10 protein-coding genes are annotated in these 16691 nt (G+C 34.7%); all 10 read right to left on the bottom strand.

Features of this window, described 5'->3' with window-relative positions; all coding sequences use genetic code 11:
* Positions 1-30 precede the first annotated feature (30 nt).
* The 10 genes from AC4BC5_RS13460 to AC4BC5_RS13415 all read right to left on the bottom strand — a co-directional run bounded on the left by AC4BC5_RS13460 (position 31) and on the right by AC4BC5_RS13415 (position 16558).
* Positions 31-1638 carry an ATP-binding cassette domain-containing protein gene (locus tag AC4BC5_RS13460; protein WP_490495873.1) on the bottom strand — a complete coding sequence of 536 codons (1608 nt, stop codon included), beginning with the start codon at positions 1636-1638 and terminating at the stop codon, positions 31-33.
* 344 nt (positions 1639-1982) lie between these two features.
* Entirely contained in the window at positions 1983-2756 is a 774-nt protein-coding gene (locus AC4BC5_RS13455) for an ABC transporter permease (RefSeq protein ID WP_490495872.1), read from the bottom strand.
* Positions 2753-3658 (bottom strand): ABC transporter ATP-binding protein, encoded by a 906-nt coding sequence (locus tag AC4BC5_RS13450; protein ID WP_490495871.1) that lies wholly within the window; start codon positions 3656-3658, stop codon positions 2753-2755. Before AC4BC5_RS13450 ends, AC4BC5_RS13455 begins: the two co-directional genes overlap by 4 nt.
* Positions 3658-3867, bottom strand: coding sequence for a PLDc N-terminal domain-containing protein (locus AC4BC5_RS13445; protein WP_490495870.1), 210 nt, complete (start codon positions 3865-3867; stop codon positions 3658-3660). Before AC4BC5_RS13445 ends, AC4BC5_RS13450 begins: the two co-directional genes overlap by 1 nt.
* A complete protein-coding gene (locus AC4BC5_RS13440) occupies positions 3860-4984 on the bottom strand; it encodes a helix-turn-helix domain-containing protein (protein ID WP_490495869.1) in 1125 nt (374 codons plus the stop codon). The genes AC4BC5_RS13445 and AC4BC5_RS13440 overlap by 8 nt, the downstream gene beginning before the upstream one ends.
* Before the next feature lie 183 nt (positions 4985-5167).
* Complete coding sequence (gene pheT, locus AC4BC5_RS13435) at positions 5168-7588, bottom strand: phenylalanine--tRNA ligase subunit beta (protein ID WP_490495868.1); 2421 nt, start codon at positions 7586-7588, stop codon at positions 5168-5170.
* A gap of 5 nt (positions 7589-7593) precedes the next feature.
* Positions 7594-8637 (bottom strand): phenylalanine--tRNA ligase subunit alpha, encoded by a 1044-nt coding sequence (pheS, locus tag AC4BC5_RS13430; protein WP_490495867.1) that lies wholly within the window; start codon positions 8635-8637, stop codon positions 7594-7596.
* Positions 8638-8968: 331 nt separating this feature from the next.
* Positions 8969-9289: a winged helix-turn-helix transcriptional regulator gene (locus tag AC4BC5_RS13425; RefSeq protein WP_490497557.1), complete on the bottom strand. Its 321-nt coding sequence runs from the start codon at positions 9287-9289 to the stop codon at positions 8969-8971.
* 74 nt (positions 9290-9363) lie between these two features.
* Entirely contained in the window at positions 9364-13023 is a 3660-nt protein-coding gene (gene addA, locus AC4BC5_RS13420; protein ID WP_490495866.1) for a helicase-exonuclease AddAB subunit AddA, read from the bottom strand.
* A complete protein-coding gene (locus AC4BC5_RS13415) occupies positions 13016-16558 on the bottom strand; it encodes a PD-(D/E)XK nuclease family protein (protein ID WP_490495865.1) in 3543 nt (1180 codons plus the stop codon). Before AC4BC5_RS13415 ends, addA begins: the two co-directional genes overlap by 8 nt.
* Positions 16559-16691 lie beyond the last annotated feature (133 nt).

The following is a 16691-nucleotide window of genomic DNA, read 5'->3' as shown; positions in this document are numbered from 1 at the left end:
AGGAAACGACGCAAAAGGTCGCTTCCTTTTTTATTTGGATTTAATCCCCTCGCCTAATGTGATAACTTCATCGACTACTACTAACTCACTTGCTTTGTGCGTAACGATTATTACAATTTTTTGAGAGAATAATTTCTTCACTTCATTCATCAACTGCTCAGCTGTTTGACTATCTAAAGCAGAAGTTGCTTCATCCAATAAAATGACATCAACTGTTGAAAAGAATAGACGAGCAAAAGCTACTCGTTGTTTTTCTCCACCAGATAAATTAACACCATTTGCACCAATTTTTGTCGCTAACTTATCTGGTAATTTTTGATAGAACGCTGTCAATTGACATTTTGCCAAAACATCTTCAATGTCATCATCATCGACTAGCTGATCTAATACAATATTTTCCCGCAATGTTCCTTCAAAAATAGGTGCTTCCTGTGACAAGTAAAACACCCGCTCATAGAAGGAATCCACATTAAATGTAGCTAGAGAAGAATCGTTCACTTTTACTATTCCTTCACTTGGTTGAAACAAACCTAATAATAGCTTGAGAACGGTAGACTTTCCCGAACCACTCTTCCCAACTAGTCCATAGATGCTATTTTTTTCAAATTGTAATGAAATATCTGACAGCAAATTTTTTTCTCCAATCGAAAAAGAGACATTCTTAAGAGATAGACTTTGAACCTTTTCTTCAAGCCTCTTCATCTTTAGTAGTTTCGTATCATTTTTAGCAGCAAGAATTGTTAGTAAGCGCGAATAAGTTAACTTATCTAAGCGATACTGCACAAATAAGACGTTAAATACTGCAATTGGTTGATAAATTTTATCCATATAAGCTAACAACGCAATAAAACTACCTAGTGTCAGTGATAATTTTTGTGTGAAAAATAAGATGACAACTACAACTTTTAACAAAACTACACTTATTGCAAAGCAAGTAAAGAAAGACTCATGAATTAATGCCATTTTGGTTGTACTATTAGTTGCTTTTTGAGCCGTTTTTTGATAATCTTCTAATTCTTTTTGATACTTTCGATTAATTCGAAAGATTAATAAATCAGTAATTCCCCTAACGATCTTAGCATTCATTTCCTCTTCAAAAGTTAGCGTAGCCTCTTTCAAAGACTGAAGGAGTTTCAATAATAGTTTGGTAAACAAAAAGATAATTAAATATCCTAACAAAATAAATGGAAGTAATTTCTTATCGATAAATGTGATAAAAAATAAAGTAAATACAATTTCTGGTAGAATTTTTCTAACTAACTGACAATAAAATTGTAAATAAATATTGCGCCCAGCTGTAGCGCCTGACTCAACTTTTTGTAGTAATTCTCCAGAACTGTATTGTAAATATGTTAAATAATCGATGGTCTTCATTTTTGCCAATGACTGTTGTTTCAAAAAGTAGAAAATCCCTTGGTATAATTGATTAAACGGATATTCAGAAATATATGCCATTAATGGACTCAAAAACAACGTACTTGCGTAGCCGACTATTAGCCAAATGGGTTTTGCCATCGCTTGGTCGACTAACTGTTGTAGAAAATAGACATTACTTGCTTGGCAGAAGGTCACGCCAATTCCTAAAATAATATATAAACTGAAATTTTTTTGAAAGGTTTCTAAAATTTTTTTATTCACAGCAATATCTCCTCATTCATTGATTTCATAATGATGATATAGCTGAAATACGATAGGAAAGTTTACTCGACATAGCGCCTACCAAATCAGCTATATCGAGTAGATACCTCGGAACGCTCTCATTTATCTCACTCCTTTATTTGATGTTTTAACTAAGTATTTTAATAATTCATTGCCAAATTTATTGGTTTTTTTACCCGAATAATTTCTGTTTAAATTATCCTTCATGCTCATTATAACCATCCTACCACAAACTCATTTAAAAAATTTTTTTAGCAGTAATTTTATAAAACTACTAAAACGCCTTTAACATAAGAAAAAAAAGATGAAAATATTCGAACAATCTACTTATGTAACAGTCTCTTCTGCCTAAAAATCATTCCAGAGATCCCTACAAGTAGAAGGCTTCCCAAAATACATAAAACAATGGCTGGCAAATAATCTTTCCAATCAGCGAGTCCTTGACTTAATTCTAAATTAATTGAAGTCAATGAAATTGGATTCCAATTTGTAATCTGATCAAATAGATTAATCAAATAAAGCAGAACAATAACGATGATACTACCAACTAAACTTCCATAATTACTATTTAATAAGGTAGACATCAGTAATGTAATGGCTAATAAAAATAATCCAAAAAACCAGAGCATCGCTAAACCAAGCAGGGGTTTTGGAGTTACATCATCTGGAAAATAATATAGTGTGTAGCCCCAGGTAATCACAAATGCAAGAACTAAAGCAAAGGTCCAATGTGTCACCATCAAAATATATTTACTAAGAATAATGACTCGCCTTTTTAATCCCTTAGTTACTAATGGAATCAACGTCCCTTGACTTATTTCTCGATTAACAATCCCACTAAACAAAATCACCACCAAATAGATGCCAATTTGTGTCATATTTTTATAAAACTGCATCCATGAATCAATAGAAGTTGGTTCTATAAGCGGTATTAGCAGCTCATTTTCAAAAGTCATTTTTAAAATAGCAGGCGTTAACTTTGCCATTAATGGGCTCATAATTCCTAAAATGGCAAATACAATCCAAAGAACTAACATTTTTTTCGTTCGATAAAACTCTAGAAACTCTTTTTTCGTAAATGAAACTAGTTGACTCATTCAATCACCTCAAGATAAATTTCTTCTAAAGAAGGCTCTCTTTGTGTAAAATCAAGGGGAACTATCTTAAGTGTTTGCAACAACTCAAATATATCTTTAGCATTGAACTCACTCGATTCAAGAGTAATAATCACCGTTGATTGCTTTTCTTGAATACACTTTCGCCCCCAATTTCGCAAAAATTGTTCCTTCTCTTCTGACTTTTCAAAAGTAATTTGAACTTGTTTTTTTCCATATCTTTTTTTTAAATCACTGATTGTAGAAGAAATAACCATCTGACCTTGGTCCAAGATGCCGATATGATCACAAATTCTTTCCACATCATTTAAAATATGCGTAGAGAAAATGATCGTAGTTTCATGTCTCAAAGAATATAATAAATCTAGAAACTCACGGCGTCCGACAGGGTCCAATGCCGAAGTTGGTTCATCACATATCAGTAATTTAGGTTTGTTCAATAATGCCTGAGCGATGCCTAAGCGCTGTTTCATTCCTCGAGAAAAACCGCCTATTTTAGAAGAGACATTTTGAAGATTGACTAGTTTTAGCATTTGTTTTACTCGTTTTTTTCTCTGGGTTTTCTCTAAACCTGTGATATCAGCACAAAGCATCAAATATTCTTTTGCTGTCATATAAGGATAAAATTCGGGTACATCTGGTAAATAACCTGTGTCTTGATTTGTTGCAGTTTCTCCAAACCTTACTTGTTGACCTACCACCCTAATTTCACCTTGACTCAATGTTTCCAATCCTAAAATCATCTTCATTGTTGTTGTTTTTCCAGCACCATTTTTTCCAACAAAACCATAAATACTTCCTTCAGATACTGAAAAGCTTACGGATTTCAAGATTTGTTTTCCTTGAAATGATTTGGAAATATGTTTAACTTCTACTATTGCCATCAGTCTTCTCCTTTGCCAATAGTAAAGTAAAGAATCGGGCCAATAAGTTGTAAAACAATAACAATTACTAACCACATTGCTTGATTTCCAAAGCGATAGTTAGGATGCTTCCAAACATGGATAACAGCTATAAACATCAAAATAAATTCTAATACAATCAGCGGAATTAAAAATGGTAAATATTCTAAAAATAGCTCAGTTTCATTCATTTAAGTCTTCCTTTCTTAGTTGAATTTTTTGTAAAATTTTTTGCATTCGTGAGTCAGCTTTGTAAGATTGTAATGACGGATGTGTTTCTAGTAAGTCAATAAAATCTTGTCGAATCAATGTTGTTTCTCTCGGAGGCTGATTGCCTAATTCCAATTGTCTAATCCAGTCATCAATTTGGTCAAAGTAAGTGTCGCCATGAAGCACAATAGGAAACGAAACTTTTGTCAAGCTTTCAGCGAATAATTCCAGTAGCTGAAACAATTGTTGCTCTTTTCCCATAGCAGCAAATCCTACGGCTGAAGAGGTTAAAAAATTCAGCCAGTTTATTGGATGAAGCGTCTCTAAGTTAAAAGCCTGTCCTAACTTGCTGCCTCTTTTTACAGTCTCTTCAAATTTCTCTGGTTGATCAATCAATAATTGCAAATAGTTTGTTAGCATACTCATCAGAATAACAATATATTGAAATACTCCGCTCTGAGAAACACGAACTGCGGCATTAATTTCTCCTTTTTGCTGATAGGCCCCTGCAATCAATGGTTCAATAGGAATCACTGGCGGTGTTTCTTTCCCTAATAATGATAAGACTTCTTCTGAGTTACCCAACAGCAAAGAGCAGTAGGCAGCTAATATGATTGCTTCATCCACTAATTTTGAATCATTACTATAATTTACTACCCGCTCAAATAATTCTTTAGCCCTAGAAACATGTACTTGTTTTCTTTCTTCAGAATCTTCCTCTAATAATTTGTCACCATGATTAAGCAAAAATATGCCCATCTGCAAAATAAATGGATAACATGAATAATATCTTTTTAAAAAATTTTGAAGGGATTCTACTGTCGCTATTCTTGATTTCCCTAAGCTTTTCTGAAGAGAGCGATAAATATTTTGAATTTCTTTTGATGTTAGTTGAGAATGGTAACTCAACAAATCATCAATACTTAAATCAAAATAAGCTGCAAGCAAGGGAAGTAGGGTAATGTCTGGATAGGTTTGACCATTCTCCCATTTGGACACAGACGCTTTCGTTACCCCAATAAAATCTGCAAGTTCTTGTTGTGTAATTTGTTTTCTTTTTCGTTGTGTTACCAGAATATCACCTATATTTAAAATCATAGAAAGCCCTCCTCTCCTTTTATTTTAAAGCAGTATTCATTTTGAAACAATGGATTGATGATTAACTTTAAGTGGCATAAGTCAACCTAAGCGATACAAAGTTATCTTTTATTTTTTAAAGAAATTATTTTGCAAAAAAAAAAGAGTCTAGGAAAAACTCCTAGACCCCAAATATTAAAGTTATTAACGAATCACTGCTTCAAATTTTTCAGTTAACGCGTTTGTTACTTTATCCATTGCACGATTGATTTCTTCATCAGTTAACGTCGCTTCTGGATTTACAAATGTTAAACTGTATGCCAACGATTTATGACCTGTTTCAATATTTTTTCCTTGATAAACGTCAAAAATTTCGATATTTGTCAAAAACTTACCAGCAACTTGTTTCACTTCTTGAACAATTTCTTGATTAGATATTTCCTCTTTAACTAATAAAGCAATATCTCTCGAAACAGCTGGGAATTTAGATACTGATTGATAAATTAATTTACCTGCATCATTTGCTAATAAAGCTTCCAAATTTAATTCAGCAACATAGGTTTCTGGAACATCATATGCTTTTGCCACTGAAGGATGAATTTGACCGATAAAACCGATTTTTTCTTCTCCTAAATAAATTACAGCTGTACGACCAGGATGCATTTCTTTCAGCGTACTTGTTTTTTCATAACTGATATCATCTTCGACTGATAACATTGCAAATAAGTTGTCTAAGACACCTTTTGCGTGGTAAAAATCAACTTTTTCGCCTTTTCCTTGCCAATCTTTCGTTGTCCATTCACCAGATAAAGCAAAAGCGATGTGTGTTTCTTCAATCGGTAAAGCTGTTGTCGTATCTTCATTTTGATAGAAAACGCGACCTACCTCGTAGAGCGCCAATTGCGTATTTTTACGTGCTACGTTATATGCAATATCATCTAATAAACCGCTAATTAGATTTAAGCGTAATACAGAACGATCCTCTGTCATTGGCCAATCCAAACGAGTTGGCTGACTGGTTTTCATCATAAACTGCATTGATTTTTCTTCAGTAGTCAAGGCATAGCTAATCGCTTCACTTAATCCATTGCCTTCAAACAAACTACGGACTTTACGAGTTAAGCGTTGTTCACGAGTTAAGGCACCTGCAACAGTTTCACCACTTGGTAAAGTAGATGGTAAATTATTGTAACCGTAAATACGTGCGACTTCTTCAATGATATCTGCTTCAATCGAAATATCCCAACGACGTGGAGGGACAACAACAACGTAATGTTCATCGTTTTCGCTATAAGAGAAACCTAAAGCTTCAAAAATACCATTTACTTTTTCGACAGTTAGCTCAGTTCCCAAGTAGTCATTAATGCGTGTCAATGTGATAGCAACTTCTACATCCTCAGCGGTTACTTCTGAACCTTTCACTGCACCATTCAATACTTCACCACCTGCAAGACTTGCAATCATTGCTGCCGCTACGTCACTGGCTTGATCAACTGTTGCTTTGTTAATCCCTTTTTCAAAACGCGAAGAAGATTCACTACGCAAATTAAATTGTTTGGAAGTACGACGAATGGATAATGGATCAAACAAGGCTGCTTCTAATGCAACTGTTGTCGTTTGATTATCAATTTCTGAATCTAATCCACCCATTACACCGGCTAAAGCTACTGGCACTTGGCCATTCGTAATAACAATGTTTTCTTTGGTTAATTGACGAGTAATCCCATCTAAAGTTACCAATTCTTCTTTTTCATGAGCACGACGAACAAGGATTTCTTGGCTACCTAATTTATTGTAATCAAAAGCATGCAATGGTTGTCCAAATAATAATAGAATATAGTTGGTAATATCGACAACATTATTAATCGGACGAATCCCAGCATTCATTAACAGATTTTGCAACCATTGAGGGCTTGGTGCGATTTTCACATTTTCAATAACACGAATTTGATATGATGGTGCATCGGTAGTGTCTGCCACTTTAACAGAGATTTTTTCGCTTGCTGGTTGAGCGACTTCAGTTAATTGTTCATCTTTGAAGTTTGGCACTTGATTGTAAATTGCACCTACTTCATAAGCAACACCACGCATACTTAATGCATCCGCACGGTTTGGTGTAATTGATAATTCAATGATCGCATCGTCCATATCTAGATATGAAAAGACCGGTTCACCAGGAATTGCATCTTCTGGTAAATATTGAATCCCTTCTGAATACTCTTTAGGAATGACACTGTCAGAATAGCCAATTTCTTCTAAAGAGCAAATCATGCCATTAGATACTTGGCCACGCATTTTGCCTTTTTTAATTTTTACGTTGCCAGCAATACGTGAGTTTGGTAACGCAACAATTACTTTAATCCCTGCTTTAACATTTGGTGCGCCACAGACAATTTGTGATAGTTCTTCTTCACCAATGTTGACTTGACAGATGTGTAAATGATCTGAATCTGGATGATCTACACATTCTACTACTTCACCAACAACAATTTTTTTCAAGCCTTCTGCTGGTACTTCAACTGCCTCAACTTCAATTCCTGTTACAGACATTTTATCTGCTAGTTCTTGTGCTGAAACCTTTGATAAATCAAGATATTCATTTAACCATTTATATGAAACTAACATTTATTTTATTCCCCCTTGAACTGACGAATGAATCGCGTATCATTTTGATAAAAGTTACGAATATCGTTAACACCATAACGTAACATTGCAATTCGATCAGGACCTAATCCAAAAGCAAATCCTGAGTATTTTTCTGAATCAATACCAGACATTTCTAGAACATTCGGATGAACCATACCGGCACCTAAAATTTCAATCCAACCAGTATGTTTGCATACATTACATCCTTTACCACCACATTTAAAACAGCTTACATCTACTTCAACAGATGGTTCTGTAAAAGGGAAGTAACTTGGACGTAATCGAATCTTACGGTCTGCACCAAACATTCTTTGCATCAATGCTTCTAAAGTTCCTTTTAAGTCCCCCATTGTCACATGTTCGTCAATGACTAAACCTTCAATTTGATGGAATTGATGACTATGTGTGGCATCATCTGTATCACGACGGAAAACTTTTCCAGGTGAGATCATCCGTAGAGGTCCTTTTGAAAAATCATGTTTTTCCATTGTACGTGCTTGTACAGGTGAAGTGTGCGTACGAATTAAAATTTCATCAGAAATATAAAACGTATCTTGCATATCACGAGCTGGATGATCTTTTGGTAAATTCATCCGTTCAAAGTTATAATGATCTTGCTCTACTTCATACCCTTCAATTACTTGATAACCCATGCCCACAAAAATATCTTCAATTTCTTCCATGATTTGAGTCAACACATGACGTGTTCCTTGCACCATTTGTTTACCTGGGAGTGTTACGTCGATGCTTTCTTCTGCCAACGCTTTGTTCATAGCCGCTTCTTCAAGAGCAACTTTTTTATCTTCAATTTTAAGTGTTAAAGCATCTCGAATTTCATTTGCAAAACTACCAATTTTGGGACGTTCTTCAGCCGAAAGATCCTTCATTCCACGTAAAACTTCTGTAATCGGACCTTTTTTTCCCAAGGTTTCTACTCGAATTTGATTTAAATGATTTAAATCTTCTACTGCTTCAATTTTTTCAATTGTTGCTGTTTTTAATGCTTCCAGTTTTTCCTGTAAAGACATTTTATTGCCTCCTTTAAATATAGTAATTCAAGAAATTTGGTGTCGTTACGAGCGAACAAAAAAAGAGACCTCGTTCCCAAAAAAGGAACGAGGTCTCGTGATACCATCCTACTTCGCGTAAAGTAACGCGCACTTAATTCATTAACGATAATGACTACCGGCTTAGTTTTCTCACTAAGCAAGCTCCGGAAGTGAATTTCATCTTTCGAATACAGTCATTGCTTTCAGTCTATGGCAAATCTCCCTGGTCTGTTTCATCCAAATTACTTGTTTCCATCTTCGCTTATTGTTTATCCAATTATTTTTAGTTTACTAGATATTGAAATAGAAATCAACTACATTCTTCTTCAGTTACCCAATCGTGACTCCAATTTTTCACAGATTCCAAGGCATTTGCTAGTGCAATACCTTTTTCGGTTAATTGGTATAAATTGTCTACTTTATCTACAATATCTTCTCGTTCCAATTCTCGCAAGCGCTCTGTCAAGACACGGTCACTTAGCATTGGAATTTTTTTTGCAAGATCGACAAATCGTTGTTCACCATCTTGAAGTAACACATCAATGATCAGTCCATTCCACTTTTTTCCTAAAATTGAAAAAGCTTTTTCAAATTTTGGGCAAAGTGTATAGTTTGTTTTACTTGTTTCCATCATTGGCACTCACCTCTTCTCACCATATTATACCATAATACAGATAGTTTTTACTGTTTCTAGGATTTACAATTTTACATCGATAAAATTGTCTGACCATTTAATAACACCAAATAAGTTTCTGTAACAGGTTTATTTAGAGCTTGCTGCAATGCCTCTTTGTACAATCGTAATTGCCCTTGATATTGTTGTTGTAACTTCTCTTCATTCCCTGCATAAACAGCATCTGTCTTAAAATCATATAAGACAATATGGTCTGCCAACTCAATATAACCATCTATAATTCCATGCACCAGCAATTCAGCACCCGTTTCTTCAAAATCCAAAAATACTGTCTGAGCATCTTTCAACATAGAAAACGGTTGTTCACGATGAACATGGTCCGCATAAGTTATTAAAGACTTTCCTAAATCTGTTTGATAGAACCAAACAATTGAAGCAATATTAATCCTATCTGCTACAGATTTTTCTAAATAGTTATTCATTACTAATTCGTTTAACTTATCTTGAATACTCTCTTTTGTAGGACTCGTTGTTAAAGGTAATAGTTGCAACAAAGTATGAGTTGCACTTCCTATCGCTGTTGCTTCAATTTTTTCTTTTTGTAAAAATTTCGGCTTAGCTAATTCATCAGAAGCATAACGGAAATGTTGTTTACGACTTTGTTCAAAGGTACTCTCCCAATCTAATTTTGCGATATCTTTTTCGTCAGGATCATTATAAATACGCTTCATTTCAGATACCGATTGATAACTAGTTGTCATTGTAGATTTTTCTAGAGGATACGCAAAAGACAGGCGCCGTTGGAATTCAGTCGTCTCTTCACTGGCTTGTAACGCTAATGGCTCTGGTTTAATCGATTCTGCCAATGCATTCGGTAATTGTTCTAAAATTTCTGCTTGATTCCACCAATGGATTTGAAAACCTGCATCATGATGAACTGTGCGAACTGGATGAATATCTTCATAAACTTTTTGCATGTCTGGATGACGCATTAATGTTAAACCTATCCAATTCATTAAATTGCCTTTACCACTTAGGCGTAAGGATGAATCTAGTACTAACTTTTCCTGAGTTAAAGCTCGCTCCCAATTTTTAAAGGCATCTGCTTTTGTTTTATAAGAACCTACTAAATACAGTTTTTGTTCTGCACGAGTAAAAGCTACATACAATTTACGCATCTCTTCAGATAAGGCTTTTTGAATACGTACCTGTTTAATTGCTTGGTAAGGTAACGTATCAAAACGAACCCGTTCCTCATTGATAAACTGGATACCTGCACCTAATCGTTCCTCAAAAATATAGCGCGAATTAAAATCCTGATAATTAAATTGTTTCGTTGTGTCCAATAAAAAAACAATTGGAAATTCTAAGCCTTTACTTGCGTGAACAGTCATTACTCTCACTGCATTTTCTGTTGAAATAGCTAAAGGTTCTGCTAAATCTTTATCTTTTTCCTGCATTTTTTCAATAAATCGAATAAATTGATACAATCCTCTAAAGCTACTCTGTTCATAACTCTCTGCACGATTAGCCAAAGCAACTAAGTTAGCGTAACGTTGGCGACCAGACGGCAACCCAATAATATAATCTAAATAGGCTGTTTCTTCATAAATCGACCAAATAAGCTCCGAAAGAGAACGACGACGAGCTCTTTCCCGCCATATCTCCAATTGTGACAGAAATTTTTGTAGACGTTGCGCTAATTCAGTATCTTTGACTGCGTACAATTGAACTGCTTCGAAATACTCACCAGTTTTTTTCGCCAAACGAATTTCAGCTAATTCTTGTTCATTTAAACCCACAATAGGCGAGCGTAAGACTGCCACTAATGGAATATCTTGATAAGGATTATCAATAATTTGTAATAATGCAACCATCGTTTGGACTTCAGTCGCTTGAAAATAGTTTTGAGCATCATTCACTTCTAACGGAATAGCAAATTTTTTGAAAATATCCATGATAACCAAATTATTTTTACGAGTGGGTGTCAATAACACAATATCTTTATACGTAACCGGGCGATTAGTTTGCGCTTTTTTATCATAAATTTCAAATTGTTGATTGATTAATTCTTTGATTTTTAAAGCAACAATGTGTAATTCTCCTTCTGTTTTGTCATCCACAATATCAGCATCTTCTTCGACGCCTTTTTCAAATAAGAGTAGTTCGGTTTGAAACTGGTCACTTTCCGGAAAAGCAGGAAAGCCTGGAACCAGTTTTGCAGCATCGTCATACGGAATTTGCCCCACTTCTTCATCCATTAATTGCTGAAATACTAAATTTGTAAATTGAAGTACTTCTGATCGTGAACGAAAATTTTCTGATAGAACAATTCGCCGGCCACCTTTGGCTCTTTCAAATGCTAAATATTTATTAATAAATAAAGTTGGGTCAGCTAGACGAAAAGCATAAATCGATTGTTTCACATCCCCTACCATAAACAAATTGCCTTGGCTATCGTCTGGTTCACGTACCCAGTACAAGATTGCTTCTTGTAGGCGATTGACATCTTGGTACTCATCAACTAAAACTTCTTCAAATTTTTGTCGATAATACACAGAAGCTTCACTACCTTTACCTTCACCTTGTAAAATGGCCAAAGTAAAATGTTCTAAATCATTAAAATCCAAAACACCCTTATCTAATTTCCGTTTCTGAAAGTTATCCATAAAACGTTGAGTGATTGTTCCCATCACTTTGACAATCGGTCGGGCTTGTTCCATTAACAAAAGCATCTCTTCTGGTGAGTACGTAAAGAACTGTTTAACTGATTCAACTAATTCTTTGGCTGTTTGCCGTTGAATTTTTACTGGTTCAGACAATTCTTTTTGTTCCTCTTTACGAAAAGCTGGGTAACGGCCAAATGATAGTCCTTCGATTTGCGCATAAGCTAAATCCAAATTATCTTCCTTAAAATAAGACAGCAATCGTTGAGCTTGTGCTAATTCATCAGCTACTAACACCGCTGACTTTTCAATAAGCGTATCAACTTGTGCAAGTTGTAAAGCAATTTCTAAGCGTTGAATCGCAGCTTCCAATGTCTGAATAATTGTGGGTTTTAATTGATTCTTGTAGAGCCGATTTTGGGTTAAGCCACCTTCTGTTTGATAATTTTCCGCTAAATTAGCTAACCATTGTGCCGGATTAGGATTTGCACGGGCAAATCTATATAATGACATTACTAAATCAGTCACGCCTTCATCTGAACGGTCACTCGAGAAATTTTCAGTCAAACGATAAAACGATTCATCTTTAGCTTCATAACAAGTATCACGTAATTCTTCCCATACTTCTTCTTTTAACAAAATACTCTCGGTTTCATCTGTCAACATTCGAAATACTGGATCTAAATCAATTAAGAAATAGTAACGTCTGATTACTGTTAAACAAAATGCATGTAAGGTAGAAATATTCGCCATAGGCAATAGCGTCAACTGCCGTACAAAATGACTTCTTTTTTTACTATCACTTTCTTTGTTTATTGCATCTTTTAAAGCAGCCTGAATTCGTTCTTTCATTTCTCTAGCCGCTGCTTCAGTAAACGTCACAATTAACAACTGATCAATATTACTTCCACTTTTTAATTTTTCGATAACTCGCCGAACTAAAACAGTCGTTTTCCCTGATCCAGCTGAAGCAGAAATTAATAAGTTATCACCTTTATCGAAAATGGATTGCCATTGCGTATCAGTAAAGGTTTCATTGCTAGGTTTTAAGGGGATCTTAGTCATTTTTTTCCTCCCTCATTCGTTCGATAATTTCTTCTTTTGATAATTGTTTTATACGATGATAATCATTTTCCTGTAACATCACATCAAAATTACAAACACTTCGAAATGGGCAATGCTGACAAGCTCGCTTCTTATCTTTCATTTTATAGGATGGATTTAATGCAATTTCTCCTGAAAGTATTCGATTCCCGCCATCAACCATTTTTTTTCGATTATGCTGAATTAAATAATTAATCTCTTCTTCTGTATAAAATTTATCCTTGCTTTGTGTAACCTTTTGTAATGTTTCGTTCTTATCTTTGCGAATTGGAAATAGTGCTGAATTTTTCGATTTCGTTAGTGTATCATCATAAATCGGGAAAACTTCTGCATCGTCAACAAATAAACCATCGTATTTATATTGCTTCAATCGTTCGTCATCGGTAGCTTTTTGATTATCCATGACTGGATTATGTACATGGAAATAATAAGCTCCTGCGACTTTAGCATCATCGCGACCAATTAATTCTACTGCATCCGTTAAAGCAACATCTAAATACGTTACTAATTGCATTGCCAAACCATAATATGCTTCTGTTAAATCAAATTCACGACTACTGGATTTATAATCGACGACCGATAACCAAGGTTGTCCATCTACAACAGCAGTATCAATGCGATCAATCTTACCACGCAGGTGTAGCTTCCCACCAGAATTTAAAGGTAATTGTAAACCGGTAACTCCTCGCTTACCTGCAATTTGACCAAATAGAACTTCTGTTTGTACAGGAGACAACTGGGTTTTTTCTCCTTGTTTATGCAAGGCCCAAGTTACGCGTTGAATTGTCTTACTTAATTGATGGCGAATAAAGTTCATTCGCGCTGAGCGATTCAATAAATTGTAACGAATTTCGCCAAAAATTTCTTTTAACACCTTCTCAACAAAATGACCCCGATCTTCAGCAGTTAATTGGCTTAATGAGATATTTTCCTCAATTAATACAGTTAAAAAACGATCTAATGCATCGTGGAAAAACTCACCCGTAATTGCTGGGTTTAATCCATAAATATCTCGCTCATTTAAACGTAAACCATAATCAATAAAATAACGATATTCACATTGGTAGAACGTCTCCATTCGAGAAATCGAACTATGAATTTCTGTTCCATATAACGCAAGTGCTGTTTCTTTTGGTAAAGAGACAGGTACATTACGATGCTGTTGACTAGCAAATACTCGTTCTGCCAGTTCTTTATATTCACCACGTAATTGTTTTTCCAGCCAACGCCAAACACTTGGTAAATTTATTTCTTCATCCAATGATTGACGATACAAACTATTTAATTGACGAATTAAACTACGGTAGGTTCCAACATAATACGTTGGATTGCTTTCTAAAGTTAAACTTTGTCGATGCTGTAACTCAATTCCTGTACTGTCCAATAAGCGAACTAAATAAGAGGACATTTTAATGTTTTGTTGCGTGTCATGGTTAGCTGCATACGTCATATATAATTTCTCAGAAGCAGATAGTAAAACATTATATGCAACAAAAGGTTCATTTCGTAAAGTTTCACCTACATGATCACGTAAATATTGGTTTTCTTTCAGTGTTTCGTTTAATTGTGTACGCTCTTCACTAGACAGTAAGGTTTTATTTTCAACCTTCCTAGGAAAAGTTGTCTCATCTAATCCAATAGCAAACGTAACTTTAGCTTGCATTGGTCTTGCTAAATCTAAAGGATTAATTTTCACTTGATCAATTGCTGTAGGAATTTTACCGAATGTAAAGTTAGCTAGCCCACTGGATAAAATCTCTTCGAATAACTCAAAATTAAAAGGATCATTTCCATAAATTTCAGCGAATTCATCTAATAAATCCATTAACGAAGACCAAGTTTGCTCGTGGTTACGGGCTTGTTCTAAATGACCACGTTCAATTTCTTGATTTCGCCAATGAATAAGTTGTTCTTCAATGCCTTGCTGAATTAAAAATTGATAAAAAATCTCAAGCGCTTCGTACGTTACTTTAGCTGATTTAATTTTTTTAAAGAAAGCAGCAATATCCCGACGAAAAGCACGACGAACTTGATTTGTTTGTTCTTCAACGGAAAGTGTATCCGTTAATTGTTTCTCTTCAAAATTGTATTCGATTAACTGCCAATCTTCTGCTTTTAACCAATCGTTTCCTTGGAAATGATGAGACAATGCTTTATTCTCAGTAATATCTACTGCGTAACGGAATTGATTACGAGCTTGTTGCCAGTCTTTACTCTCTACTTTCATTTCTTGAGGAATATAGAGTTCTGTTCGTAAAAATCGAAAAATATCGGATAAACGATAATAATATTTATCCAACGCAAACAAAGCATGAATAAATTCTACTAAAGGATGTTGCTCCATTTTACGGTCTTCATCTAAATAATACGGAATTGCCAATTCATCAAAAACAATCGGAATCAACGAATAATAAATTTCTGGTTTTAATGTTACTAATTGAATATCCCGATAACGAATCGGCTGATTAGTTTTTGTCGACGCTGAAACTAATCGACGAATCTCTACCCCAACTTGTCGTAGTTCTTCCTCTGGGGAGTCTGCTTTCCAAATTTCTAAAAAACTTTTTAAAGTCTTTTTATCCGAATCGTTTATTTCATTTGTGCGCCAGTACTTTTCTACACTTGAATATCCTACAGGCACATTGTCTAATGGTGACCCTTTCTTATCAAAAAGTACAGGTACTTGATACAATTGAGCAAAGTTTTTTAAAAGACTATAAGTTTGTTGTCCTTCAAAAAACAAGTCCATTGGGTCTAATTCTTTATGGATGTTATCAATACATAAATCCACACAAAGATGACTTTGTTGCATTAACACCTGCAACAACGCTTGTTCTTGTGCAGAAAAATTTGAAAATCCACTGACAATAAAAAGACTTTTATTCAGATTAGGTAGTTCTTGATTTGATGAGAACTCACCGGTATTTGTTAAAAATCGTGTTAACATCGGAATGGGTTGTTCAATTTGCAATTGACGTTGCAATAGTTCTTCCTCATACGCAGTAAAAACCACTTGTAATTCTTTCATTTTTAAATCAAAGTCTGTTTTTCCACTGCCAAAATGTAAATCTTCAGCATGAATATTCCCTAGTTGAAATTCTTTGTACAACTCAATCAACTGAGCAATGAATCCAGTTTTGTTAATTTCACCTCGAAAAATCGTCAATTTTCCCATCACTGATTCCAAAACTTTACGCATAATCATAGCGGAACCAACATCAGAGATCATAGTGCCTCCAAAGTTGCCAGTACGTTGTAAAAAATACCAAGCTAAACGATTGAAACTGTAGACCTGTCCGCGAATAGAAGTGAATTCTTTTGCCCCTTGTTGTTGTTTTAATTGTGCTAGTAATTCTTGTTCACGTTCAAATTTGTTATAGTTAGGAACTAGAAAAAAAACGTCTTGTTGCGGATTAGCTAACCATTCACTTGCAATATCAATAATTGCTTTTTGATGATTAGTATTGCCACCGCCTGTTATAAATTGCAAGCTCAAGTGAGACCCTCCTTTTTTTCACTATTATAGCATTGTATCAATTATTTTCATGTTCATTAATAGAAATAATCCTGATTCTCCTTATATTATATTTTAACATAGATACCTAAAATAACAAACGCACGTTCGCTAT

Source organism: Enterococcus sp. AMC2644 (genome assembly GCF_058216475.1).
Note: the sequence above shows the minus strand (reverse complement) of the source record. Positions and strands in the feature narration are given on the sequence as shown.